This window comes from Thiobaca trueperi, assembly GCF_004342175.1.
Taxonomy (GTDB): domain Bacteria; phylum Pseudomonadota; class Gammaproteobacteria; order Chromatiales; family Chromatiaceae; genus Thiobaca; species Thiobaca trueperi.
Map to the genome: position 1 here is coordinate 134,210 of NZ_SMAO01000003.1, position 25,269 is coordinate 159,478.

Genomic DNA, 25,269 nt, shown 5'->3' on the forward strand with positions numbered 1-25,269 from the left:
GCAAAGGCGTAAAGGACACGAAGAGGTTGAGCGGAGCGCAACGCCATGCCCAACACACCCGAGCCCGTCTCCACCGGCTTCTCCGGCCTGGATACCGTTCTCGATGGTCTGCGCATCGGCGACAACGTGGTCTGGCGGGTCGAGGACATTGAGGATTACCGCCGCTTCGTCACACCCTTTGTCGCAGCGGCAGCAGCCCGCGAGCGTTCCATCATCTATCTGCGTTTCGGGCATCATGCCCCGCTGGTCGCGCCGGGGCCACATATCCAGATCATCGAGATTGATGCGCTGCGGGGCTTCGAGGCGTTCACCCGCCATGTCTACCGGTTAATCACCGATCACGGGCGCGGCGCCTTCTATGTCTTCGACTGTCTCTCGGATCTGCTCTCGGCCTGGGCGACCGATCTGATGGTCGGCAATCTGTTCCGTGTGGTCTGTCCCTATCTCTATGAGCTGGACACGGTCGCCTATTTCGGGCTGCTTGCGCACCGTCACAGCCATACCACGATGGCGCATATCCGCGAGACCACGCAGGTGCTGATCGATGTACGCCGCGCCGACGAGGCGCGTTATGTCCAGCCGGTGAAGGTCTGGCAGCGTCAGTCGCCGACCCTGTTTCTGCCGCACATCCAGGATGACGGGCGGTTCGCGCCGGTGATCGATAGCTGTAACGCGACCCGTCTCCAGGCCGATCTGGAGCGTCGCCGGGGCGAGACGGCGCAACGTCAACTCGATTATTGGGACCGGCTGTTTCTGGATGCTGCCGATGTGGTCGCTGGAGAGGCCGACAGCGATCATCAGGGCGCGCTGCTCGAACGGCTCTATCAGGCCATGATCGGGCGCGACGAGCGCATGATCGGACTGGCGCGTCGTTATCTGAGTCTGCGCGATCTGCTGGCGATCCGTGCGCGCATGATCGGCAGCGGTTATCTGGGCGGCAAGGCGGTCGGGATGCTGCTGGCGCGTCGGATCCTCTGCCGTCAGGATCCCGCGCTCTGGGCGCGTCATCTCGAACCGCACGATTCCTTTTATCTTGGTTCGGATGTCTATTATTCCTTCCTGGTCCACAATGGCTGGTGGCCGCGCATCATGCGCCAGCGCACCCCCGAGGGTTATTTCAGCGAGGCCCGCTCGCTGCATGCCGACATGCGCCAGGGCCGTCTGCCCGACGAGGTCCAGCTGGAGCTGGCGCGGATGCTGGACTATTTCGGCCAGTATCCGCTGCTGGTGCGTTCCAGCAGTCTGCTTGAAGACGGCTTTGGCAACGCCTTTGCCGGCAAATACGAGAGCATTTTCTGTGTCAATCAGGGTTCACCCGAACAGCGTCTGGCTGAACTGGAGTCGGCGATCTGTCAGGTCTTCGCCAGCACCCTGAGCGACGACGCGCTGGCCTACCGTCGTCAGCGCGGGCTGGAGGATCTGGAAGAACCGATGGCGCTGCTGCTCCAGCGGGTCAGCGGGCGTTATCACGGGTCTTGCTACTTCCCGGACGCGGCAGGCGTCGGGGTCTCGCGCAATGCCTTCGTCTGGGAGGCGGGCATGGATCCGGCGGCGGGGATGGTGCGGCTGGTGATGGGGCTTGGTACGCGCGCGGTGGATCGCATCGAAGGCGATCATGCCTGCGTGGTCGCGCTCGACCGACCGCACAAGCGGCCTTTCCGCGATGCCGACGATGCCCGGCAGTTCTCACAGCATGAGCTGGATCTGCTCGACATCGGCGAGAACCGCCTGCGCACGGTCTCCGTGCGTCAACTGATCCGATCCGGTCTCGATCTGCCGCTGCGCTGGTGCGCTGAACTCGACCGCGAGACCAGTGAACGTGCGCGCGATCCGGTCTGGCGTCTGACCTTCGCCCCGCTGCTGCGCGAGACCGCGTTCGTGCCGCTGCTGCGCCGGCTGCTCCAGACCCTGGAGACGGCCTACGATTATCCGGTGGATGTTGAATTCACCCTGCATCTGGACGAGGCAGGCACGCCGACCTTCAATCTGGTGCAGTGCCGGCCCTTGCAGACGCTCGGCGTCAGTCAGCGGGTGGAAATGCCGGGCGAGGTGCCCGAGCATCGGCTGTTGTTCGCCAGCGACGGGCATTTCATGGGCGGGAACATCGATCAGCCGCTGGCACGGGTGATCCAGGTCGATGGACCACGCTACAGCGCCCTGAGTCAGTCGGAGAAATTCGCGGTGGCTCGGCTGGTGGGCCAGTTCAACTGTCAGATCGATCGCCGTGACGACTGTCCGACCCTGCTGATCGGGCCGGGACGCTGGGGCACCAGCACCCCGGAACTGGGGGTGCCGATCCGTTTTGCCGACATCAGTCAGGTGGCGATCCTGGCCGAGGTGGCCGAACTCGGCGGCGGCATGGTGCCGGATCTCTCGTTCGGCTCGCACTTCTTTCAGGATCTGGTGGAATCGCGCATCGCCTATGTGGCGCTCTTCCCGCACGCGAGCGGCGGACGGTATCGCCCCGAGTGGCTCGATGACCAGCCCGCGCCTATCCGACTGCCGCTCCCCGACAATCCGGATGATGAGCCGCTAACGCCTGCCGTCGCCGCCGCGATCCGCGCCTGGGACGTGCGCGGGTGCGGACTGCGGGTCGCGGCGGACATCCTCAGTCAGCGGCTGGTGTGTTATAGCTTTTGACAGGATTAACAGGATGGACCTGGTGACGAAGCGACGCTTCGTCACCCGCAAGACGAAGCTCCGCTTCGCGAATCCGAGGAGGAGCGATCTGATCGATCCCGGCGAAGGCTCGAAGCCACTGCCTCGTGAAGCAGAGCTTCATTGCTGAAGTCACGAAGCTGGAGCTTCGTGACCAGAAAAGTTCTATCCATCCTGGAAAATCCTGTTAATCCTGTCTATTCAGCAATTCGCCTAAATCAACCCCATTGCCACCATCGAGCGGGCGACCTTGAAGAAGCCGGTGATGTTGGCGCCCACCACATAGTTCCCCGGCGCGCCGAACTCCGCAGCGGTCTCATGGCAGTTGCGATGGATGTTGATCATGATGTCCTGAAGCCGCTGCTCGGTGTACTCGAACGACCAGGAATCACGGCTGGCGTTCTGCTGCATTTCCAGCGCGCTGGTGGCCACCCCGCCGGCATTGGCGGCCTTGCCGGGGCCGTAGGCGATGCCGGACTCCTGGAAGACGCGGATGCCTTCCGGCGTGGTCGGCATGTTGGCACCCTCGGCGACCGCGATGCAGCCGTTTTTCACCAGCGTTTCGGCATCCTTGCCGTGCAGTTCGTTCTGGGTCGCGCAGGGCAGGGCGACCTGACAGGGGATGGTCCAGATGTTGCCGCTTTCCAGATAGGTCGCGCCCTTCTTCTCCTGGGCATAGACGCTGATGCGTCGGCGTTCGATCTCTTTGATCTGTTTGATCAGATCCAGGTCGAGCCCGTTCTGATCGATGATGACGCCATTGGAATCGGAGCAGGCAATGACCTTCGCGCCGAGTTCGGTCGCTTTCTCGATCGCATAGATGGCGACATTGCCCGAGCCGGAGACCACGCAGGTCTTGCCTTCCAGTCCGTCGCCGCGCGCCTTGAGCATCTCGTTGACGAAGAAGATGGTGCCATAGCCGGTGGCTTCGGTGCGTACCCGGCTGCCGCCCCAATCCAGACCCTTGCCGGTCAGGATGCCCGACTCATAGCGATTGGTGATGCGCTTGTATTGGCCGAACAGATAGCCGATCTCGCGCCCGCCCACACCGATGTCGCCGGCTGGCACGTCGGTATATTCGCCAAGATGGCGATAGAGTTCGGTCATGAAACTCTGGCAGAAGCGCATGATCTCGCTGTTTGACTTGCCCTTGGGGTCGAAGTCGCTGCCGCCCTTGCCGCCGCCGATCGGCATGCCGGTGAGCGCGTTCTTGAAGACCTGCTCGAAGCCCAGGAACTTGATGATGCCGAGATAGACCGAGGGATGAAAACGCAGTCCGCCCTTGTAGGGGCCGAGAGCGCTGTTGAATTCGACGCGGAAGCCACGGTTGATCTGCACCTGGCCCTGATCGTCCTGCCAGGGTACGCGGAAGATGATCTGACGCTCCGGCTCGCAGATGCGCTGAATGATCTTGTGCTCGGCAAATTCGGGATACTTGGCCAGCACCGGCCCCAGGGTTTCGAGTACCTCGCGGACCGCCTGATGGAACTCGATTTCGCCCGGATTGCGGCGTAAGACTTCCTGGTAGGCGGATTCCAGCTTCTCGTTGAGACTTGCGACCATCACTCACTACCTCGCGCGGCCTGCGCGGATCCGTCATCCGCAAGAACTGGCGCGCATTGATTATTTACAGTCAGCCCCGGAACCAGTCGTCCGGGAAGCAGCGCGCGCCGGAACGGGGTCGGCAGCGCGAGGCTCATCATGCCCGAAACCGACCGGCACTGACCAGATCGAAAGCCGGACTCGAAACTCCGCCTCTCGCTCTGGACGCGGTTTAGCGGGTATGATTCGCGGTTCCGCGATGAATCGATGATTTTTCCTGTGGCACGCCTGCTGTCTTCAACCGAAAAACATCCGGATCATCGGATCAGGCGATTGTGTTGCGCTCCAGCGGAGGCGGGAAATCTGCATCGTCCGGCCGCCAGCCATGCCACAATCGGAACCCTTTATCCCAGGTATCAACGAGGTCAGCGATGAGCCTGCGTGCCTTGCCACCCGCACAGGGTCTCTATGACCCGGCCAACGAGCGCGACGCCTGCGGCGTCGGTTTTGTCTGTCATATCAAGAATCAGAAGAGCCATGCCATCGTTCGGCAGGGGCTTGAGATCCTTGAGCGTCTGAACCATCGCGGCGCCGTTGGCGCCGATCCCAAGGCCGGCGACGGTGCGGGTATTCTGGTACAGATCCCCGACGCCTTTTTCCGCGCCGTGCTGGATGTCGAGTTGCCTCCCGCTGGCGACTATGGCGTCGGCATGGTCTTTCTGCCCAAGGACGAGTCCGCGCGCCGGACCATCGAAGAGACCGTCACGCGCATGCTTGAGGAAGGCGGCCAGACCGTCCTCCACTGGCGCGACGTACCGGTCGATAACAGCGATCTCGGTCTGAGCGTGCTGCCTTCCGAGCCGATGGTGCGTCAGGTGTTCATTGCGCGCGGCGCCAACTGTCCCGATCAGGACGCCTTCGAGCGCAAGCTGTTCCTGATCCGCAAGCGCATGGACAACCAGATCCGCGAGTCGAGCGCCAACAGCAGCGCCTATTACATGGTCTCCATGTCATCGCGCACCATCAACTACAAAGGCATGCTGCTCGCCGATCAGGTCGGACGCTATTACCGCGATCTCAGTGACGAGCGTTTCACCTCGGCGCTGGCCCTGGTCCATCAGCGGTTCTCAACCAACACCTTCCCGACCTGGGATCTGGCCCATCCGTTCCGCATGATCTGCCACAACGGCGAGATCAACACCCTGCGCGGCAATGTCAACTGGATGGCAGCGCGCCGTCATACCATGCGTTCGGACATCCTCGGCGATGAACTGGACAGCATCTGGCCCCTGATCCCGGAAGGCCAGTCGGATTCGGCCTGCTTCGACAATGCGCTCGAACTGCTGGTCATGGGCGGCTATTCGCTGGCCCATGCCATGATGGTGCTGATCCCGGAGGCCTGGACCGGCAACAAGCTGATGGACGAGAAGCGCCGGGCCTTCTACGAATATCACACCGCGCTCATGGAGCCCTGGGACGGGCCGGCGGCGATCGCCTTCACCGACGGACGCCAGATCGGCGCCACGCTCGACCGCAACGGTCTGCGTCCGGCACGCTATCTGGTCACCAAGGATGACGTGGTCGTCCTGGCCTCCGAGATGGGCGTGCTTGATATCCCCGAGGACCGCATCGTCAAGAAATGGCGTCTCCAGCCGGGCAGGATGCTGCTGATCGATCTGGAGCAGGGTCGCATCATCGACGATACCGAGATCAAGACCCAGCTCGCCGAGGCCAAGCCCTATGGCGAATGGCTCAAAAAGACCCAGATCCGGCTCGACGAACTGCCGACCAGCGTCGGTCCCATGTCGCCGGATGATGCCACGCTGCTGGATGCCCAGCAGGCGTTCGGTTATACACAGGAAGACATCAAGTTCCTGCTGATGCCGATGGTCCTCACCGGCCAGGAGGCGACCGGCTCGATGGGTGCGGACAACCCGGTGTCGGTGCTCTCCAGCCGGTCCAAACATCTCTCGACCTATTTCAAGCAGAACTTCGCGCAGGTCACCAACCCGCCGATCGATCCGATCCGCGAAGAACTGGTGATGTCGCTGGTGTGCATGATCGGCCCGCGACCCAACCTGCTCGGGATCAACGAGGCCGGCAGCCACTGGCGACTGGAGGCGCCGCAGCCGATCCTGACCAATCAGGATCTGGAGCGCATCCGGCACATCGAATACAGTGCTGGCGGTGCCTTCCGCACCCAGACCCTGCACATGGTCTACCCGGCGACCGAGGGTGCCGAAGGCATGGCGTCCGCCCTGGACCGGCTCTGCGATCAGGCCGAACAGGCGGTGCTGGCCGGCTACAGCATCCTGATTCTGTCCGACCGCAACACCAATCTGGATCACATCCCGATTCCGGCGCTGCTGGCGACCTCGGCGGTGCACCATCATCTGATCCGGCGCGGGCTGCGCACCAGCTCGGGGATCGTGGTCGAGACCGGCGCGGCGCTGGAGGTCCATCATTTCGCCACCCTCGAAGGCTATGGCGCCGAGGCGATCAATCCCTATCTCGCCTTCGACACCATCCAGTCGCTGCTGCCGAGCCTGCCGCAGCCGCTCACCTTCGAAGAGGCGCAGAAGCGGTATATCAAGGCGATCGGCAAGGGTCTGCTCAAGGTCATGTCGAAGATGGGCATCTCCATGCTGGAGTCCTATTGCGGCGCGCAGATCTTCGATGCCATCGGTCTCAACAGCCCCTTCATCCAGCAGTACTTCACCGGCACCCAATCCAGGGTGGAAGGCATCGGGCTGCGCGAGGTCGCCGAGGAAGCGGTGCGCTGGCACGCCCAGGCCTATGGCCGCGAGCAGATCTATCGCAAGCATCTGGATGTCGGCGGCGACTATGCCTACCGGCTGCGCGGTGAGGATCATGTCTGGACGCCGGAGACCATCTCCAAGCTCCAGCACGCCACCCGCGCTGGCGATTTCAAGACCTTCGGTGACTACTCGCGTCTGATCGATGAGCAGTCCGAGCGGCTGCTGACCCTGCGCGGTCTGATGGACTTCAAGTTTGCGCCCGAGCCGATCCCCCTGGATGAGGTTGAGTCGGCCAAAGACATCGTCAAACGCTTCGCGACCGGCGCCATGTCGTTCGGCTCGATCAGCTACGAGGCGCATTCGACCCTGGCGAAGGCGATGAACGCCATCGGCGGCAAGTCCAACACCGGTGAGGGCGGCGAAGAGCCCGAGCGTTACCAGCCGCTGGCGGATGGTTCGTCGAACCCCGAACGCTCGGCCATCAAGCAGATCGCCTCCGGGCGCTTCGGCGTGACGACCGAGTATCTGGTCAACGCCGACGATCTCCAGATCAAGATCGCGCAGGGCGCCAAGCCGGGCGAGGGCGGTCAGTTGCCCGGTCACAAGGTCAGCCCCCAGATCGCGCGGGTGCGTCATTCCACGCCCGGCGTGGGTCTGATCTCGCCGCCGCCGCATCACGACATCTATTCCATCGAAGATCTGGCGCAGCTCATCCATGACCTGAAAAACGTCAATCCGCAGGCGCGGATCTCGGTCAAGCTGGTGTCCGAGATCGGCGTCGGTACGGTTGCCGCCGGCGTCTCCAAGGCCCATGCCGACCATGTGACCATCTCGGGTTACGAGGGCGGCACCGGCGCCAGTCCGCTGACCTCGATCAAGCACGCCGGCTCGCCGTGGGAAATCGGTCTGGCTGAGACCCATCAGACCCTGGTGCTCAACCAGCTTCGGGGACGGATCGCGGTGCAGGTGGACGGCGGTCTGCGCACCGGGCGCGATGTCGTCATCGGCGCCCTGCTGGGTGCGGATGAATTCGGCTTCGCGACCGCGCCGCTGATCGTCGAAGGCTGCATCATGATGCGCAAGTGTCATCTCAACACCTGTCCGGTGGGCGTGGCGACTCAGGATCCCGAGCTGCGCAAGCGATTCACCGGCAAGCCGGAACATGTCATCAATTATTTCTTCTTCGTCGCCGAAGAAGTCCGGCAGTTGATGGCGAAACTCGGTTTCCGCACCCTGAACGAGATGATCGGCCAGTCCGACCGACTGGAGATGCGCCGCGCCATCGCGCACTGGAAGGCGCAGGGTCTGGATTTCTCGCGTCTGCTGCACAAGCCGGCAGTTGGCCCCGAGGTCGCGGTCTATCACTGCGAGGCCCAGGAACATGGGATCGAGCACGCACTGGATCACGAACTCATCCGTCAGGCCCAGCCCGCGCTCCAGGACGGCAGGCCGGTGCAGATCGACATCGACATTCGCAACAACAACCGGACCTTTGGCGCACTGCTCTCGGGTCGGGTCGCGGAACGCTACGGTCATGCCGGATTGCCCGATGACAGCATCCACATCAAGGCCCGTGGCACCAGCGGCCAGTCGCTCGGCGCCTGGCTCGCGCGCGGCGTGACCATCGAGCTGGAAGGTCAGGGCAACGACTATGTCGGCAAGGGACTCTCGGGTGGACGTCTCATCATCTATCCGCCAGCCAACTCAGCCATCGACAGGGCCGAAGAGAACATCATCGTCGGCAACACCGTGCTCTATGGTGCGATCAGCGGTGAGTGCTTCTTCCGGGGCGTCGCTGGCGAGCGTTTCTGCGTGCGCAACTCGGGCGCAACCGCCGTCGTCGAAGGCGTTGGCGATCATGGCTGCGAGTACATGACCGGCGGCATCGCCGTGGTGCTCGGCGAGACCGGGCGCAACTTCGCCGCCGGCATGTCGGGCGGTATCGCCTATGTGCTCGACGAGGACGGCGGTTTCGCCGACCGCTGCAATCTCGCGATGGTCGAACTCGAACCCATCGCTCAGGAGGACGACGCCCTGGAGGCGCTCGACCATCAGGGCGGGGATCTGGAGACCCACGGGCGCGTCGATCTGAGCCGCGACATGAGCCGTTACGATGCGCAGCGTCTCAGACAGTTGATCGAACAGCATCTGCACTACACCAACTCTGCCGTGGCGCGGCGCATCCTCGACGACTGGGCGGGCTATCTGCCCAAGTTCGTCAAGGTGATGCCGGTCGATTACCGGCAGGCGCTCGAAGACATGCAGGCCAGCGAGCGTCGTCCGCCACGGACCATCAAGCCGTCGAAGGGGATTGTGGATCATGGGTAAGCCAACCGGATTCATGGAATACGGCCGTCGCGACCGGCGCTATCAGCCGGCCGCCGACCGGGTCGTGCATTACAACGAGTTCGTCATCCCGCTGAAAGACGCGGAGGCGAGCGAGCAGGGTGCCCGCTGCATGGACTGCGGCATCCCGTTCTGTCATCAGGGCTGTCCGGTCAACAACATCATCCCGGATTGGAACGATCTGGTGTATCGGGGCGACTGGCGGGCCGCGCTGGATGTGCTGCACTCAACCAATAACTTCCCCGAGTTCACCGGACGCATCTGTCCCGCACCCTGCGAGACATCCTGCACCCTGAACATCGACGACAAGCCGGTCACGATCAAGACCATTGAGTGCGCCATCATCGACAAGGCGTGGGAACAGGGCTGGATCAAGCCCCAGGTGCCTGAGCGGCGCACCGGCAAGCGGGTGGCCGTCGTCGGCTCGGGGCCAGCCGGACTTGCCGCCGCCCAGCAACTGGCGCGCGCCGGACATCAGGTCGCGCTGTTCGAGAAGGCCGACCGCATCGGCGGTCTGCTGCGCTATGGCATCCCCGATTTCAAACTGAGCAAGACGCTCATCGACCGCCGCATGGCCCAGATGCGTACCGAGGGCGTGGAGTTCCACACCAACGCCCATATCGGCGCCGATATCCCGGTCAGCACCCTGCGCGCCGAGTATGACGCCGTCATCCTTGCCGGCGGCGCCGAACAGCCGCGCGATCTGCCGGTGCCGGGACGCGACCTGAGCGGCGTCCACTTCGCCATGGACTTTCTCACCCGCAACAGCAAGCGGGTGCAGGGCGTCCATGTCCCGGACGAGGACTTCATCAGCGCCCAGGGCAAGCATGTGGTCGTCATCGGCGGCGGCGATACCGGATCGGACTGTATCGGCACCTCTAACCGCCATGGTGCCAAATCAGTCACCCAGATCGAGATCCTGGACCGTCCGCCCGAGAAGGAAAACAAAGGCGTCACCTGGCCCAACTGGCCCAACCGGATGCGCACCTCCAGCTCGCAGGAAGAAGGCTGCGAGCGCATGTGGAACGTCACCACCCACGCCTTCACCGGCGATGCCGAAGGCCGCGTGACCGGGGTCAATTATGGCCTGGTGCGTTGGGAGAAAGACGCCGACGGGCGTATGCAGATGCATCAGGTGCCGGGCAGCGAAGGTGTGCTCAAGGCCGATCTGGTGCTGCTGGCGATGGGCTTTCTCCATCCCGTCCACCAGGGCATGCTCGCCGAGCTGCAACAGAGTGGACTGGAACTGGATGGGCGCGGCAACGTCAAGGGCGTCACCGAGGGTTCACAGGCCTATCACACCACGGTCGATGGCATCTTTGCCGCTGGCGACATGCGGCGCGGTCAGTCGCTCGTCGTCTGGGCCATCCGCGAAGGCCGGCAATGCGCCCGCGCTGTCGATGAATGGCTGATGGGACGCTCTGATCTGCCGAGGTAGGTTCCCGACTGGTTAAACCGCGCCCAGCGCGGTGTGCGATGTTCTCGGGTTGGACCGACCCTGGCCGTCTCGGCGATTGTCAGAGCTGGCGTGGTTTAAGATCGTTAAAAATCTTAAACCGCGCATCGCAAGGCGGAACCGCAAAACGGATGACCATCGGTCGCTGAGGCTGTTGGTATGATTGATCGACCAGACGGGGAATCCCCCCGTCTGATGATCGGCCAATGCACACACCAACAGGGCTCCAGAACGCATGAACCAGCCCGCGCTGTCCGCCTTCATCTGGTCGGTCGCCGACCTGCTGCGAGGGGATTACAAACAATCCGACTACGGCAAGGTCATCCTGCCGTTCACCGTGCTGCGTCGTCTGGATTCTGTACTGGAATCGACCAAAGACGCCGTGCTGACCGAATGCGCCGACAAACGCAAGGCCGGGGTGAATCCCGCGCCCTTCCTGCTCCGCAAGGCGGGACAGAGCTTCTACAACACCTCGCCCCTGACCCTGAAGAAGCTGATGGGCGATCAGGATCATCTGCGCGACAACCTGTTCGACTACATCGAAGCCTTTTCCCCGGAAGTCCGCGACATCTTCGAGCGGTTCGACGCCTACGCCCAGATCGACCGTCTCGCCAAAGCGGGACTGCTGTATCAGGTCGTCGAACGCTTCGTGAATCTGGACCTGCACCCGGATCGGGTCAGCAACAGCCAGATGGGACTGGTGTTCGAGGAACTGATCCGCAAGTTTGCTGAACTCTCCAACGAAACGGCTGGCGAGCACTTCACCCCGCGCGAAGTCATCCGTCTGATGGTCAACCTGCTGTTCATCGAAGATGACGAGGTTTTAGCCAGACCCGGCGTGGTGCGGACCCTCTACGATCCCACAGCGGGCACCGGCGGTATGCTGTCGGTGGCGGGGGAGTCGCTGTCAGAACACAACCCGGACGCCCGCCTGACCATGTTCGTGCAGGAACTCAACCCCGAGTCTTACGCCATCTGCAAGGCCGACATGCTCATCAAGGGGCAGGATGTCGCCAATATCGTCTTCGGCAACACCTTCACCGAAGACGGCCACCCGCACCGCAAATTCGACTACATGCTGTCCAATCCGCCGTTCGGGGTGGAGTGGAAGAAGGTCGAAAAAGAGATTCGCAGGGAACACGAGACCAAGGGCTTCAACGGACGCTTCGGCCCCGGCCTGCCGCGCGTCTCGGACGGCTCGCTGCTGTTTCTGCTGCATCTGATCTCCAAGATGCGACCCGCTGCTGACGGGGGCAGCCGCTTCGGCATCGTCCTCAACGGCTCGCCGCTCTTCACCGGCGGGGCCGGTTCCGGCGAGAGCGAGATCCGCCGCTATGTGCTGGAGAACGATCTGCTGGAGGCCATCATCGGCCTGCCAACGGACATGTTCTACAACACCGGCATCTCCACCTATGTCTGGATCCTCTCCAACCGCAAGCCCGCGCATCGCCGGGGGCGGGTGCAGTTGATCGATGCCAGCGGCTTCTGGCAGAAGATGCGCAAGAGTCTGGGTTCCAAGCGCCGGGAATTGTCGGACGAACACATTGCCGAGATCACCCGGCTGTTTGGTCAGTGTGTCGAGACCCGCGAGGGCAAAAAGCCGCTGTCCCGGATCTTCAGGAACAGCGACTTCGGTTATCGCACCATCACGGTTGAGCGCCCGCTGCGGGACGAGACCGGGAACATCGTGCTTGGCACCAAGGGCAGGCAGAAGGGCAAGCCGCAACCCGATACCCGCCTGCGCGATACCGAGAATGTCCCGCTCGCCGAAGACGTGGAAGCCTATTTCAGGCGCGAGGTGCTGCCCCATGCGCCGGATGCCTGGATCGACCATGAGAAAACCAGGGTCGGCTATGAGATCCCCTTCAACCGGCATTTCTACGTCTTCGAGCCACCGCGCCCGCTGGCGGAGATTGACGCCGATCTGAAACGCTGTACTGATCGGATTTTGACCATGATCGAGGGGCTATCGGCCTGAATCTTGAGGAAACCGTCATGCAAAAACAATCGATTCAGTATGACTCGCCACTGGATGCGCTGATAGCCATCGCCAAGCGGTTGAGCCGCTACGAAACGGAAGCGGGGCTGTCCTCAGAGGATTTCTTCAACCGCTTTAGTCGAGGCATCTGGCGAGACGATGCCCAGGCCGTCGAATGGGCCAACGATTATCGTCACTACCTGGCATTGCGTGCGGAATTAGGAAAAATACTGGATGCCGCCGCTTGATCCACTCGCCCGCTACCTTCAGGAGGTCGAAACCACGCTTGAGCAGATGCGGGGGGTGGTGATCGATGTCTATGTTGAAGAACTCCTGACCCCCGCCCGTGCGAATCTTCGGATCCGCTTGCGTTTTGACCACGGATGCTTGTTGGAAGTCAACGAAGCACTGGTTGTCGAACAGGACGGCTTGCGGCACTTGGACTATCGGTATCATTGCCAGGATGGCGACAACCGTCTCGTGTTTCGCTACGACAGCACACCGCATTTTCCGGATCTACCCGGTTTTCCTTTCCACAAGCATCTCCCTGACGATACCCTGCCGGCAGATCGACCGACCATCGCCGCTGTACTAGCAGAGGCGGCGGAGCAACAAGAGGGCGCCCGATGAGCTTTCCGCGCTATGAACGTTACAAGGATAGTGGGGTGGAATGGCTGGGAGAGGTGCCGGAGCATTGGATTGCTGCAAAGCTAAAATGGCACGCATCTATTTTTAGCGGTAGCGATCAAAAACACGAAGATGGTATTTTTCCCCTTTACGGGGCAAACGGGATTATTGGAAGTACCAGAGATGCGACAAAATCTTGCCCCAGAGTTTTAATTGGCAGGGTCGGATCGGCTGGCGCAGTGAATTATGCGATGGGAAAATATGGCGTTTCAGATAACGTGCTAATCATTGACAATGACGAGCATATCAATAGTCGTTATTGTTATTACTGGATAGGAAATCAAGATTTCTCGATTTGTGTGTCGAAGACAGCACAACCTCTCTTGACGGCATCTCAGATCTCCGATTTCGCTTTTCCTTTGCCCACTGTTTCGGAGCAGGAAGTCATTGCCACCTTCCTCGACTATGAAACCGCCAAGATTGACGCGCTGATTGCCGAACAGCAACGGCTCATCAATCTGCTGAAGGAAAAGCGTCAGGCGGTTATCTCCCACGCAGTCACCAAGGGGCTGAATCCTGATGCGCCGATGAAGGATTCAGGCATCGAGTGGTTGGGAGAAGTGCCAGAGCATTGGGAAGTCTTGAAAATAAGGCGTATTGCAGCAAGCGTCGAAACCGGAGGGACCCCATCTTATGAGCCGCCAAGTACAGAAATTGAAGATGGAGTTGTTTGGTATACACCTGGTGATTTCGGTGGTGCGATGCTTCTAAAAAAATCCGCAAGAAAAATCACGAAAGAAGCTGTAGCTTCTGGTGAAGCAAGGCTTTTTCCAGCACATAGCGTATTAATTGTAAGCATTGGCGCAACGCTCGGAAAAGTAGGATATATTGAAGAGCCAGCTTCTTCTAATCAACAAATTAATGCTGTAATTCCCCAAAAATTAATTGATGGTTACTTCTTGGCATACTCGCTTTCTGTAAAATCTGAGGTTATGCGATTTTTATCAAATGCCTCGACGATAGGAATTATGAATCAAGAAAAAACTAAAGAAATTTTGTTAGGTGTACCTCCGTTAGAAGAACAGTTGAATATCGCCGCTTTCCTTGATCGTGAAACCGCCAAGCTCGACGCTCTCACCGCCGAAGCCCAAACCGCGATCATCCTCCTGCAAGAGCGCCGTACCGCTCTGATTTCCGCCGCCGTCACCGGCAAGATCGACGTGCGCGGATTCATTTCGGATTCCACGCATTAGGAGCCACCGCATGTTTGCCATCAGCCAGATTTTTGATGACTTACCGGAGTTCATTCCGGTTCCGCCCGAATTGCGTCACTGCCGTCGCCTGGAAGTGATTTTTCTTGCTCTCGACCAACAACCGGATGATCCCAATCCGCCTCCGTCCTTAGCCCCCGGAGCGAGTCATGTCGAACATCACAGCGAATGATCTTAAAACGCAAGGTGTCTCCGCCATCGAATCCATCCTGAGACAACAGGAGGAAGCGGTCATTACAGTCGGCGGTCAGGATCGATTTGTCGTGATGGAGTTGGCGCACTACCAGTATTTGCGCGAATGCGAACTGGAGGCGGCGCTGGCGGCCACTCGTGCCGATCTCGCGGCGGGGCGTTTCGTCAAGGAATCGCCCGAAGCGCATTTAGCCCGTCTGGATGCGCTCTAACATGACGTTACACCAGGAAATCCAATTCGAGACCGAAATCTGCGACCACCTCGCCGCCCACGGCTGGCTCTATGCCGACGGCGATGCGGCGGGCTATGACCGGGCGCGGGCGCTGTTTCCCGCCGACGTGCTGGCGTGGGTGCAGGCGACCCAGCCCCAGGCATGGGAGACCCTGAGCAAGAACCACGGCCCTCAGGCGGCAGCGGTGTTGCTGGACCGGCTGCGGGACTCTCTCAATCAACGCGGCACGCTGGATGTGCTGCGCCACGGGATCGAACTGCTCGGCCTGCGCCACTCCCTTGCCCTGGCGCAGTTCAGACCCGCCCTGGCGATGAATCCGGACCTGCTCGCCCGCTACGCCGCCAACCGGCTGCGCGTGGTGCGCCAGTTGCGCTATTCGCTCCACAACGAAAACGCCCTTGATCTCGGCCTGTTCCTCAACGGCATCCCGGTTGCGACCGGCGAACTCAAGACCGACTTCACCCAATCGGTCGAGGATGCGGTGGATCAATACCGCTTCGACCGCGATCCACGCCCGAAAGGGCAGGGCAGCCCCGAACCGCTGCTGTCATTCCCCCAGGGGGCGCTGGTGCATTTCGCGATCAGCAATCTGGAGGTGCGGATGACCACCCGGCTCCAGGGGCCGGGCACGCGCTTTCTTCCCTTCAACCGGGGCGATCAGGGCGCGGCGGGCAATCCACCCAATGAACAGGGCGGGCACCGCACCGCCTATCTGTGGCAGGACATCTGGGCGCGGGACAGTTGGCTGGAGATTCTGGGCCGTTATCTGGTGGCGCAGCGGGACACCAGAAAGCGGATCAGGGCGCTCATCTTCCCCCGCTTTCACCAGTTGGACGCCACGCGCAGGCTGCTGGCGTCCGTGCTGGCCGAAGGGCCGGGCGGCAAATATCTGATCCAGCATTCAGCCGGTTCCGGCAAGACCAATTCGATTGCCTGGACCGCGCACTTCCTGGCCGATCTGCATGACGAACACCATCACAAGCTGTTCGATACCGTGCTGGTGGTCTCGGATCGCACCGTGCTGGACAGCCAGTTACAGGAAGCCATCTTTGATTTCGAGCGCACTGCCGGCGTGGTCGCCACCATCAAGGGCGAAGGGGGCAGCAAGAGCGGCGAGCTGGCGGCGGCCCTGTCGGGCGGCAAGAAGATCGTGGTCTGCACCATTCAGACCTTCCCCTTTGCCCTCAAGGCCGTGCAGGAACTGGCAGCAACCCAGGGCAAGCGATTCGCCGTCATTGCCGATGAGGCCCATTCCTCGCAAACCGGAGACGCGGCTACCAAGCTGAGAAGCGTGCTCTCGGCGGAAGAGCTACAGGAGTTAGCGGATGGCGGCGAGGTCAGCAACGAAGACCTGATGCTTGCCCAGATGTCCATCAGGGCGGACCAGAAGGGCATCACCTATGTCGCCTTCACCGCCACCCCCAAGGCCAAGACCCTGCAACTGTTCGGACGCAGACCCAACCCGGCGTTGCCCGCCAGCGCCGACAATCTGCCTGCTCCCTTTCATGTCTACTCGATGCGTCAGGCCATTGAGGAAGGCTTCATTCTGGATGTGCTCCAGAATTACACCCCGTACAAGCTGGCCTTCCGTCTGGCGACCATGGGGCGCGAATGGGATGAACAGGAAGTGGTGCGCGACGAGGCGCTCAAGGGCATCCTGCGCTGGGTTCGGCTCCATCCCTACAACATCAGCCAGAAAGTGCAGGTGGTGGTCGAGCATTTCCGCGAGAATGTGGCCCCATTGCTGAACGGTCACGGCAAGGCGATGGTGGTGGTCGGCAGTCGGCTGGAGGCCGTGCGCTGGCGACTGGCGATTGACCGCTACATCAAAGAGCAGGGCTACCAGATCGGCACGCTGGTGGCTTTTTCCGGGGAGGTGACGGACCCCGAATCCGGCCCGGACGCCTTCAGCGAAACCAGCCAGACCCTGAATCCGCACCTGAACGGTCAGGGTATCCGCGAAGCCTTCGCCACCGACGACTATCAAATCCTGCTGGTCGCCAACAAATTTCAAACCGGCTTCGATCAGCCCCTGTTGTGCGGGATGTACGTCGATAAGCGGCTCGCCGGCATCGCCGCCGTGCAAACGCTCTCCCGCCTCAACCGCGCCTATCCGGGCAAGGACACCACCTATGTGGTGGATTTCGTCAACGATCCGCAAGACATCCTCGATGCGTTCAAGGCGTATTACGAGACCGCTGAACTGGCAGGTGTGACCGATCCCAACCTCGTTTTCGATCTGCGCATGAAGCTGGATGCCGCCGGTTGCTATGACGAATTTGAGGTCAACCGCGTGGTGGCGGTCGAGTTCGACCCCAAGGCCAGGCAAAGTGACCTGATTGGCGCCCTGGAGCCGGTGGTGTCGCGGCTGTTGCAGCGGTACAAGTCAGCCCGGAACGCGCTCATGGCAGCCAAAGCCAAGAACGACCATCAGGCAGCCGAGGAGGCGCGGAACGCGCTGAATGCACTCATGCTGTTCAAGAAGGACATGGGCAGCTTTCAGCGGGTGTATGCCTTTCTTTCGCAGATCTTCGATTACGGCAACACCGCCATCGAAAAACGCTTCATCTTCTACCGGCGGCTCCTGCCGTTGCTGGAATTCGGGCGAGAGCGGGACGGGATCGACCTGTCCAGGGTCACGCTTACCCACCACAATTTGAAGCATCAGGGAAAGCGGGATCTCGCCTTGAGCGATGGCGATCCCGCCAAGCTCACCTCACCGGGTGAAGTCGGGCGCGGTTCGGTCCAGGAGAAGGAAAAAGCCCGGCTCGGCGAGATCATCGCCAAGGTCAATGACCTCTTCGAGGGTGAACTGACCGACGATGACCGGCTGATCTACGTCAACCACGTCATCAAGGGCAAGCTGCTGGAATCCAGGATCCTGGTGCAACAGGCGGCCAGCAATACCAAGGAACAGTTTGCCAACTCGCCCGATCTGTCGCACGAACTGCTGAATGCCATCATGGACGCCCTCACGGCACACAGCACCATGAGCAGGCAAGCCTTGGATTCCGAGCAGGTGCGTAATGGGCTGCGCGATATTCTGCTGGGTCCGGCGCAGCTTTATGAGGCGCTGCGGGAGCGGCAGGAGGCGATGCTGTCACGCTGATCTGCTCTATGCCCTCAATGCTCTAAATCGCGTCTCGATGTGAATAAGACTATGATAAGCCGCGCTTTAATGATTTTTCTTTTGTTTTTTCCATTGTCTGTTTCCGGCAAAAAACTTTACAAATTTCAAGACGAAAATGGTCAATGGTTTTTTACTGACAGGGAGCCAAAAACTGAAAAAGAAGTCATTATAACGCGACTGGATGTTGCGCCAAGAGAACGGATTAAATTATTGCGCTCAGGCAATGATAATCAAGCGGATTATTCTGTGCACAATGATTATGCCGGACCCGTTGAAATTGAATTCAATCTCTCAGAAGTCGAAAACGCATCAGCGATCCCAAAACTGCCCCGTCGTTTTGTTGTTAATAGCGGAAATTCCGGCATTCTTGTTCAAATTCGCAGGATCAATCAAACCAGGCCTTGGCTGTTCAGGTTGAAGTATCAATATGTGGTTGGTCGTCCGTTAAAAAACTACTCTTCTGTCATCAGTTATTTACCACCGATCGCGCCAGGGTCGTCATTCAGAATCTCACAAAGCTTCGGCGGCAAATTTAGCCATACAGACCAGCGGAATTACTATGCAGTCGATATTCTTATGCCTGAAGGAACGCCTCTTTATGCTGCAAGAAAAGGTGTTGTCATGTCGGTCGATAATGACTTTTATAAAAATGGGCTCGATAAAAAACATTTGCCAGAGGCAAATTCAATCAGAATCCTGCATGACGATGGCTCAATGGCTGTTTATGTGCATTTGCAATTTGAGGGGGCTCAGGTTGTCCCTGGGGTGACGGTGCAGGCCGGGCAGTTCCTCGGTTACTCTGGGAATACGGGTTTTTCTTCTGAACCACATCTGCATTTTGCTGTTCAAATCAACCAAGGAATGGCGCTTGCTTCAGTGCCTTTTCGTTTTATCAATAAAATCGGTCAGGCCGAAGATCCTGTGCCAGGAAAAATGCTTGATGGGGTTACGGGAAGATAAAGTTAAGCGTCACCTTAAACCGCGCCAGCTCACATGGTTGATGCTGCCAAGAGCTATCCAAACCAAAAATCTTGCATGTCGCAAGGGGCGCGGTTTAAGTCTCCAGCCAGAAGGTCACGGGTCCGTCATTGATCAGGCTGACCTGCATATCGGCGCCGAAACGTCCGGTCGCGACGCTCGGATGGCTGGCGTCTGCCAGCCCGACCAGATGGTCGAACAGCCGAGCGCCCTCGTCTGGTGGTGCGGCGGAGGTAAAGCTGGCACGGGTGCCTTTGCGGGTGTCGGCGGCGAGAGTGAACTGCGGCACCAGCAGCAGTCCGCCGCCGATGTCGTGCAGGCTCAGGTTCATGCGGTCGGCGGCGTCGGGAAAGACGCGATAACCAAGCAGGCGTTCCAGCAGACGCGCGGCGCGGGCCTCGGTATCGCCGCGCTGCACGCCGATCAGCACCAGCAGTCCGCGTTCGATGGCGCCGACGATCTCGCCGTCCACCCTGACCTGGGCCTGAGTGACCCGTTGCAGCAGACCGATCAAGCCAGCTCCCGTGCGAAACGGTCGGTGGCGGCGACCAGCGCCCGACGGATGCCTGGCTCAAAAGCCGAATGGCCGGCATCCGGGATCACCTGAAAATCCGCTGCCGGCCAGACCTGATGCAGATCCCAGGCCGAACGCATGGGGCAGATGATGTCGTAGCGTCCCTGGACGATGACCCCGGGGATGTCGGCCAGACGATGGGCGTCGCGCAGCAGTTGATCGGGGGCGAGAAACGCCTGATTGACGAAATAGTGACACTCGATCCGCGCCAGGCTCAGGGCGACATGCGGATCGGCAAAATGCGCCTCGATGTTCGGATTACCGAGCAGGGTGGCGGTCCGTCCCTCCCAGATCGACCAGGCTCGGGCCGCCGTCATGCGTGTGCGCTCATCCGGGCTGGTGAGCCGCTGGTGATAGGCCGTCAGCAGATCGCCGCGCTCGGCCACTGGGATCGGCGCCAGAAAATCCTCCCAGGCGTCCGGAAAGACCCAGCTTGAACCCTCCTGATAGAACCAGCGGATCTCCGCGTCCCGACAGAGAAAGATGCCGCGCACGACGAGCGCGCTGACCCGTTCGGGATGGGTCTCGGCATAGGCCAGCGCCAGGGTCGAGCCCCAGGAGCCGCCGAAGACCAGCCAGCGTTCGATGCCGAGCCGCTCGCGGATCCGCTCGATGTCGGCGACCAGATCCCAGGTGGTATTGGCGTTGAGCGAGGCGTGCGGCGTCGAACGCCCGCAGCCGCGCTGATCGAAGAGCACGGCACGATAGCGCGCGGGGTCGAAGAAACCGCGATGGGCCGGCTCGCAGCCGGCACCGGGGCCGCCATGCAGAAAGATCGCCGGGATACCGTCGCGGCGTCCGCATTCCTCGACATAGAGCCGGTGCCCGTGGTCGAGAGCCAATTCATGGATCGCGAAGGGCTCGGTGATCGGGTAGAGATCCTGTGGGTGGGTGTCCATGTGGTCGTCGTTGGTCAGTCAGGTGTGCGTGGCTGTCTGTTTCGGGCAATTTATCCCCGGCTCGCCCGCTTGCGCTCGTTCTCGGTGAGATAACGCTTGCGCACCCGGATCCCTTTGGGGGTAATTTCAACCAGCTCGTCTTCCTCGATGAACTCCAGCGCCTGTTCCAGGGTGAATTTGATCGGCGGGGTGAGCAGGATGTTCTCGTCCGAGCCGGCAGCGCGGATGTTGGTGAGCTGTTTGGCCTTGAGCGGATTGACGGTCAGGTCGTTGTCGCGCGAATGGATGCCGACCACCTGGCCCTCGTAGACCTCCTCGCCGGGCGAGACCATCATGCGTCCGCGCTCCTGAAGATTGAAGAGCGCATAGCCCAGCGCCTTGCCGGTGCCGTTGGAGATGAGGGCGCCGTTGCGACGGGGTGCGATGCCGCCCATGTTGGCCGGGCGATAACGGTCGAAGACGTGATATTTCAGGCCGGTGCCGGAGGTCAGGGACATGAATTCGGTCTGGAAGCCGATCAGTCCGCGCGAGGGGATTTCATAGTCCAGCCGCACCCGGCCCCTGCCGTCCGGGACCATGTCCTTCAGCTCGCCGCGACGCTCGCCGAGCGCCTGCATGATGGCGCCCTGCGAGGTCTCGTCCATATCGACCGTGAGCTGCTCGTAAGGCTCGCAGATCTGGCCGTCGATCTCGCGGAAGATGACCTCGGGACGCGACACCGCCAGCTCGAAACCCTCGCGCCGCATGTTCTCCAGCAGGATCGAGAGATGCAGCTCGCCACGCCCGGAGACGCGGAATTTCTCGGGATCGTTGCCTTCTTCCACACGCAGGGCGACGTTGTGGATCAGCTCGCGTTCGAGCCGGTCCTTGAGCTGACGCGAGGTCAGATATTTGCCGTCCTTCCCGGCGAAGGGCGAGGTGTTGACCTGGAAGGTCATGGTCACGGTCGGCTCATCGACGGTCAGCGTGGGCAGTGCGTGAACGTGTTCGGGATCGCAGAAGGTGTCCGAGACGCCGGGGGCTTCGACGCCGGTCAGGGCCACGATGTCGCCAGCGGTGGCGAGCGGCACCTCGTGACGTTCCAGACCCAGATAGCCGTAGACCAGACCGATCTTGGCCTTGTGGCGCGTGCCATCGGGCTTGGCGACCACGATCTGCTGATTGGGGCGCACGCTGCCGTGACGGATGCGGCCCACGGCGATGGCGCCGACATAGGAGTTGTAGTCGAGCGTCGAGACCTGCATCTGGAAGGGCGAATCCGGATCGACCTCGGGCGCCGGGCAATGCTGGACGATGGCCTCGAAGAGCGGGGTCATGTCGCCCTCGCTGATCGTGTTGTCGAGTCCGGCATAGCCGTTGATGGCGGAGGCGTAGACGATGGGGAAGTCGAGCTGTTCGTCGGTCGCGCCGAGCCGGTCGAACAGATCGAACACCTGATCAATCACCCAGTCAGGACGCGCGCCGGGGCGGTCGATCTTGTTGATGACGACAATCGGACGCAGACCATGCGCGAACGCCTTGCTGGTCACAAAGCGGGTCTGCGGCATCGGGCCTTCCTGCGCATCGACCAGCAGCAGCACCGAATCGACCATCGACAGTACCCGCTCGACCTCGCCGCCGAAATCGGCGTGACCAGGGGTGTCGACGATATTGATCCGATAGTCGTTCCAGCGGATCGCGGTGTTCTTGGAGAGGATGGTGATGCCGCGCTCCTTCTCCAGCGCGTTGGAGTCCATGACCCGCTCGACCGGCCCGAAGCGGTCGCCGAGGGTGCCCGACTGCTGCAAGAGCTTGTCCACCAGCGTGGTCTTGCCATGATCGACGTGGGCGATGATGGCGATATTGCGAAGTGTCTCGATCACGGGGTCAAGCTCCAGGGGCGATAGCGAATTAGGGTATGGGAAGAAGCGGCGGGTGGAGCCGCGCGCCCTGGTTGGATGTCGGGCGGGGCGAGCATGGCCGGGGCGTCAGTATATACCGAGCGGGTGTGGTGCGTCGCATCAGCCGGATCGGCAAATTTTATCTTGACGCCCCAGTCAAAATGAAGGTTGCCGGGGTTGCGCAGTTAGACGCCAATTCTGCGATACCGCATCGTCATTTGATCGCAACATTCAGACCGGATACGATTTTTTGAGATACTCACAGCGCCTGTGGATAAGTTTGTGCATAAGTGTCGGATCAAGCGGCCTCGATGCAGGCGGTTATTGGGCTCGAAACAGATTGGATGGATTTTGATCGGCCAGACAATAATCTTAAAAATCAAAAAGATAATGTTTTTATCCAGAATGCGCATGAGCCGTTGACGGCATCCCGATCCCGGCTTGACTTAAGCCCTTGACGCATGTGAACAAACAGGAGTCGCGTCCGGCGGAAGCGTCCACGGCGGTGTGGCAGCCGCCAGCCGCCAGCCGATTGTGTTGCATCGTTTTTCGGTTTCAAGCTCAATTCTGATCAGTGATCACTCAATCGCAATACCGCTCTGCCAGCGCCTGATGGTGGGCGAGCTTGCTCTCATTGATGTCTTTCTCGCTGCGCGTGCGATAGCCGTGCAGCAACCTCTGTTTCCATCTGGCGATCTCGGCGCGCTGTTTCGCGCATCTGGCCGGATCACGCTCGTCCCTCGCCGCCCGCTGCTGGTGCTGCGCTTCGGCGGCGGCCTGCCAGCGTGCCCGCTCACGCTCCATCTCGGCGGTCTGACGTTCGGCCTGCATCTGTCTGAACTGGCTCTCGACTGAATAATCCTGGCCTGTTGGCCCGGATGCACTGCCATCCGGGCCGCGCGTATCCACACTGAGCGTCTGACCCTCGGCAAGATCGGCGCAGGCGGTCTGCTGATAACTGACCCGTCCGTCGGGCAGACGGCATTTGTAGAGTTCGGCCTGGGTCTGAGTGGCCACAAACAAGGCGGTCAGGCCAAACGCGAGACGATTCGAGAAGGCGGGGCGTGCGGGTCGCATAAGGTCACTCCGTGTTCAGTTATCGACTCAACCCGGGTACGAACGAACTCGGCGGTCAGCAGCAGTCGCGTCGTCGTGCACTGGCCTCGGCCAGCTCGCGCAGCATGGGCCCGGTATCGTCCCAGCCGACGCAGGCGTCAGTGATGCTCTGGCCGAAGATGAGATCGTCGCAGGCGGCCGGATTCTGGCTGCCGGCGACCAGATGACTCTCGATCATGACACCCATGATGCGGCGGTCGCCGCGCGCGATCTGGCCGGCGACATCCTGACAGATGCGGATCTGTTTTTCGGGACGCTTGCCGCTGTTGGCATGGCTGAAATCGATCATGATCCGGGGGCTGAGGCCGGCGGCGGCGATCTGCTCGGCGGCGATGCTGACGCTCTCGGTGTCATAGTTCGGTCGCTGTCCGCCACGCAGGATGATGTGGGTGTCGGCGTTGCCGGTGGTGCTGAAGATCGCCGACTGGCCGTCCTTGGTCACGGACATGAAGACATGCGGACGCGCGGCGGCATGCATGGCGTCGATGGCGACCCGGACATCGCCGTTGGTGGCGTTCTTGAAGCCGATGGGACAGGACAGACCCGAGGCCAGTTCGCGGTGTCCCTGGCTCTCGGTGGTGCGCGCACCGATGGCGCCCCAGCTCACCTGATCCGCGATGTACTGCGGGCTGATGAGATCCAGGAACTCGGTGCCCGCCGGGATGCCCAGTTCGTTGAGATCAAGCAGCAGCTTGCGGGCGATGCCCAGCCCCTTGTTGATCTCGAAGCTGCCGTCCAGGTTCGGGTCGTTGATGAGCCCCTTCCAGCCAACCGTAGTGCGTGGTTTCTCGAAATAGACCCGCATCACGACCAGCAGATGCTCGCTCAGTTCCTCGCGCAGCGGCTTGAGACGTTGGGCATATTCCAGCGCCGCCAGCGGATCGTGAACCGAGCAGGGGCCGACCACGACCAGCAGGCGGTCATCGCCGCCGTGGAGGATCTGCTGGATCTCGTGACGGGTGTTGTAAACGGTCTCCGCCGCCTGCTCGGACAGCGGATATTCCTGGTGCAATGCCTTCGGCGAGCGGACTTGGGTGATGTCGCGGATGCGCAGATCGTCGGTTCGGTGCATGAGTGGGTCGCAGCAGTTCGCAAAGCATCCAAGTATAAACGAACATGGCGGCTTGCCGATTCACGCGGAACGGGTCAGTCTCGCTGATGCGGCGGCGAGATCTATCCGCGCAACCCCTGATATGAGTACAGACCATGAAAGCGAAAATCTACGAAGGTATCCACAACCAGGAGCAGGGCGGCATGACGCCGACCGCCAACATCATCCGCGATGCCTGGGTGTTCGGCATCATTCCCGAAACCGAGACCTGCGAGGGCTGGACCATCCAGGGCATCGATGCGCTTTATGACAAGGTCAGCGATGCCTGGCAGCCTTATGGTCATCTGGCCTCCCGTCTGCCGCCCGACCTGCGCGAACGTCACGCACGCATCTATGCGGCGGCAGTGGCTCAGGCACGCGCTGCCGGCTGGAATCCGGAACTCGACGACAGCGATTGATGCGTCGTCTCCGGCTGCCGATAGTCGGACGGAATGCTTTATCGCCCGATACTGTCTCAGAAAATGGTCTAGTCTTCTCAGACTATACCGGTGACCGGCGGACGCGGATCGCAACCGCAAA

The 25,269-nt window shown here is 61.0% G+C and carries 19 protein-coding genes; 13 read left to right on the plus strand and 6 right to left on the minus strand.

Going from position 1 to position 25,269, the window contains the following annotated elements; translation table 11 throughout:
* Positions 1-45: 45 nt before the first annotated feature.
* Both EDC35_RS06505 and EDC35_RS18995 read left to right on the plus strand, forming a co-directional pair.
* Positions 46-2,640 (plus strand): PEP/pyruvate-binding domain-containing protein, encoded by a 2,595-nt coding sequence (locus tag EDC35_RS06505; protein WP_132976438.1) that lies wholly within the window; start codon positions 46-48, stop codon positions 2,638-2,640.
* A 13-nt stretch (positions 2,641-2,653) separates the two neighbouring features.
* A complete protein-coding gene (locus EDC35_RS18995; RefSeq protein WP_279387982.1) occupies positions 2,654-2,788 on the plus strand; it encodes a hypothetical protein in 135 nt (44 codons plus the stop codon).
* A gap of 83 nt (positions 2,789-2,871) precedes the next feature.
* Here EDC35_RS18995 and gdhA read toward each other — a convergent pair whose 3' ends face one another.
* Positions 2,872-4,221, minus strand: coding sequence for an NADP-specific glutamate dehydrogenase (gdhA, locus tag EDC35_RS06510; RefSeq protein ID WP_132976439.1), 1,350 nt, complete (start codon positions 4,219-4,221; stop codon positions 2,872-2,874).
* A 410-nt stretch (positions 4,222-4,631) separates the two neighbouring features.
* Here gdhA and gltB point away from each other — a divergent pair, with 410 nt between their 5' ends.
* The 10 genes from gltB (at position 4,632) to EDC35_RS06560 (ending at position 19,152) form a co-directional block, all read left to right on the plus strand.
* Entirely contained in the window at positions 4,632-9,287 is a 4,656-nt protein-coding gene (gltB, locus tag EDC35_RS06515; protein ID WP_132976440.1) for a glutamate synthase large subunit, read from the plus strand.
* Positions 9,280-10,743: a glutamate synthase subunit beta gene (locus EDC35_RS06520; RefSeq protein ID WP_132976441.1), complete on the plus strand. Its 1,464-nt coding sequence runs from the start codon at positions 9,280-9,282 to the stop codon at positions 10,741-10,743. The genes gltB and EDC35_RS06520 overlap by 8 nt, the downstream gene beginning before the upstream one ends.
* 253 nt (positions 10,744-10,996) lie before the next feature.
* Positions 10,997-12,739: a type I restriction-modification system subunit M gene (locus tag EDC35_RS06525; protein WP_132976442.1), complete on the plus strand. Its 1,743-nt coding sequence runs from the start codon at positions 10,997-10,999 to the stop codon at positions 12,737-12,739.
* Positions 12,740-12,756: 17 nt separating this feature from the next.
* Complete coding sequence (tumA, locus tag EDC35_RS06530) at positions 12,757-12,987, plus strand: antitoxin TumA (RefSeq protein ID WP_132976443.1); 231 nt, start codon at positions 12,757-12,759, stop codon at positions 12,985-12,987.
* Positions 12,974-13,369: a toxin TumE gene (tumE, locus tag EDC35_RS06535; protein WP_132976444.1), complete on the plus strand. Its 396-nt coding sequence runs from the start codon at positions 12,974-12,976 to the stop codon at positions 13,367-13,369. The genes tumA and tumE overlap by 14 nt, the downstream gene beginning before the upstream one ends.
* Positions 13,366-14,619 carry a restriction endonuclease subunit S gene (locus EDC35_RS06540; RefSeq protein ID WP_132976445.1) on the plus strand — a complete coding sequence of 418 codons (1,254 nt, stop codon included), beginning with the start codon at positions 13,366-13,368 and terminating at the stop codon, positions 14,617-14,619. The genes tumE and EDC35_RS06540 overlap by 4 nt, the downstream gene beginning before the upstream one ends.
* 10 nt (positions 14,620-14,629) lie before the next feature.
* Positions 14,630-14,809 carry a hypothetical protein gene (locus EDC35_RS06545; protein WP_132976446.1) on the plus strand — a complete coding sequence of 60 codons (180 nt, stop codon included), beginning with the start codon at positions 14,630-14,632 and terminating at the stop codon, positions 14,807-14,809.
* Complete coding sequence (locus EDC35_RS06550; protein ID WP_132976447.1) at positions 14,787-15,041, plus strand: type II toxin-antitoxin system Phd/YefM family antitoxin; 255 nt, start codon at positions 14,787-14,789, stop codon at positions 15,039-15,041. Before EDC35_RS06545 ends, EDC35_RS06550 begins: the two co-directional genes overlap by 23 nt.
* A 1-nt stretch (position 15,042) precedes the next feature.
* Positions 15,043-18,171 carry a type I restriction endonuclease subunit R gene (locus tag EDC35_RS06555; RefSeq protein ID WP_132976448.1) on the plus strand — a complete coding sequence of 1,043 codons (3,129 nt, stop codon included), beginning with the start codon at positions 15,043-15,045 and terminating at the stop codon, positions 18,169-18,171.
* Between the two features lie 39 nt (positions 18,172-18,210).
* Positions 18,211-19,152 carry a M23 family metallopeptidase gene (locus tag EDC35_RS06560; protein ID WP_207896138.1) on the plus strand — a complete coding sequence of 314 codons (942 nt, stop codon included), beginning with the start codon at positions 18,211-18,213 and terminating at the stop codon, positions 19,150-19,152.
* Between the two features lie 94 nt (positions 19,153-19,246).
* Here the strand turns inward: EDC35_RS06560 and dtd are convergent, their stop codons facing one another.
* From dtd to EDC35_RS06585, 5 genes are all read right to left on the minus strand, one after another.
* Positions 19,247-19,684: a D-aminoacyl-tRNA deacylase gene (gene dtd / locus EDC35_RS06565; RefSeq protein ID WP_132976449.1), complete on the minus strand. Its 438-nt coding sequence runs from the start codon at positions 19,682-19,684 to the stop codon at positions 19,247-19,249.
* Entirely contained in the window at positions 19,681-20,643 is a 963-nt protein-coding gene (pip, locus tag EDC35_RS06570; protein WP_132976450.1) for a prolyl aminopeptidase, read from the minus strand. Before pip ends, dtd begins: the two co-directional genes overlap by 4 nt.
* A 50-nt stretch (positions 20,644-20,693) precedes the next feature.
* A complete protein-coding gene (typA, locus tag EDC35_RS06575; RefSeq protein WP_132976451.1) occupies positions 20,694-22,505 on the minus strand; it encodes a translational GTPase TypA in 1,812 nt (603 codons plus the stop codon).
* A gap of 600 nt (positions 22,506-23,105) precedes the next feature.
* On the minus strand, positions 23,106-23,600 hold the full coding sequence (locus tag EDC35_RS06580) for a DUF4124 domain-containing protein (protein ID WP_132976452.1): 495 nt from the start codon (positions 23,598-23,600) through the stop codon (positions 23,106-23,108).
* Between the two features lie 55 nt (positions 23,601-23,655).
* Positions 23,656-24,711 (minus strand): 3-deoxy-7-phosphoheptulonate synthase, encoded by a 1,056-nt coding sequence (locus EDC35_RS06585; protein ID WP_132976453.1) that lies wholly within the window; start codon positions 24,709-24,711, stop codon positions 23,656-23,658.
* Between the two features lie 134 nt (positions 24,712-24,845).
* On the opposite strand from EDC35_RS06585, the gene EDC35_RS06590 reads away from it, so the two are divergent.
* The gene (locus tag EDC35_RS06590; RefSeq protein ID WP_132976454.1) at positions 24,846-25,148 is read left to right on the plus strand and encodes a hypothetical protein; all 303 of its coding nucleotides are present in this window, start codon (positions 24,846-24,848) and stop codon (positions 25,146-25,148) included.
* Positions 25,149-25,269: the final 121 nt, after the last annotated feature.

Coding starts and splice junctions, on each gene's coding strand:
- EDC35_RS06505 (WP_132976438.1), top strand. CDS start 46: ATGCCCAACACACCCGAGCCCGTCTCCACCGGCTTCTCCGGCCTGGAT.
- EDC35_RS18995 (WP_279387982.1), top strand. CDS start 2,654: ATGGACCTGGTGACGAAGCGACGCTTCGTCACCCGCAAGACGAAGCTC.
- gdhA (WP_132976439.1), bottom strand. CDS start 4,221: ATGGTCGCAAGTCTCAACGAGAAGCTGGAATCCGCCTACCAGGAAGTC.
- gltB (WP_132976440.1), top strand. CDS start 4,632: ATGAGCCTGCGTGCCTTGCCACCCGCACAGGGTCTCTATGACCCGGCC.
- EDC35_RS06520 (WP_132976441.1), top strand. CDS start 9,280: ATGGGTAAGCCAACCGGATTCATGGAATACGGCCGTCGCGACCGGCGC.
- EDC35_RS06525 (WP_132976442.1), top strand. CDS start 10,997: ATGAACCAGCCCGCGCTGTCCGCCTTCATCTGGTCGGTCGCCGACCTG.
- tumA (WP_132976443.1), top strand. CDS start 12,757: ATGCAAAAACAATCGATTCAGTATGACTCGCCACTGGATGCGCTGATA.
- tumE (WP_132976444.1), top strand. CDS start 12,974: ATGCCGCCGCTTGATCCACTCGCCCGCTACCTTCAGGAGGTCGAAACC.
- EDC35_RS06540 (WP_132976445.1), top strand. CDS start 13,366: ATGAGCTTTCCGCGCTATGAACGTTACAAGGATAGTGGGGTGGAATGG.
- EDC35_RS06545 (WP_132976446.1), top strand. CDS start 14,630: ATGTTTGCCATCAGCCAGATTTTTGATGACTTACCGGAGTTCATTCCG.
- EDC35_RS06550 (WP_132976447.1), top strand. CDS start 14,787: ATGTCGAACATCACAGCGAATGATCTTAAAACGCAAGGTGTCTCCGCC.
- EDC35_RS06555 (WP_132976448.1), top strand. CDS start 15,043: ATGACGTTACACCAGGAAATCCAATTCGAGACCGAAATCTGCGACCAC.
- pip (WP_132976450.1), bottom strand. CDS start 20,643: ATGGACACCCACCCACAGGATCTCTACCCGATCACCGAGCCCTTCGCG.
- EDC35_RS06580 (WP_132976452.1), bottom strand. CDS start 23,600: ATGCGACCCGCACGCCCCGCCTTCTCGAATCGTCTCGCGTTTGGCCTG.
- EDC35_RS06585 (WP_132976453.1), bottom strand. CDS start 24,711: ATGCACCGAACCGACGATCTGCGCATCCGCGACATCACCCAAGTCCGC.
- EDC35_RS06590 (WP_132976454.1), top strand. CDS start 24,846: ATGAAAGCGAAAATCTACGAAGGTATCCACAACCAGGAGCAGGGCGGC.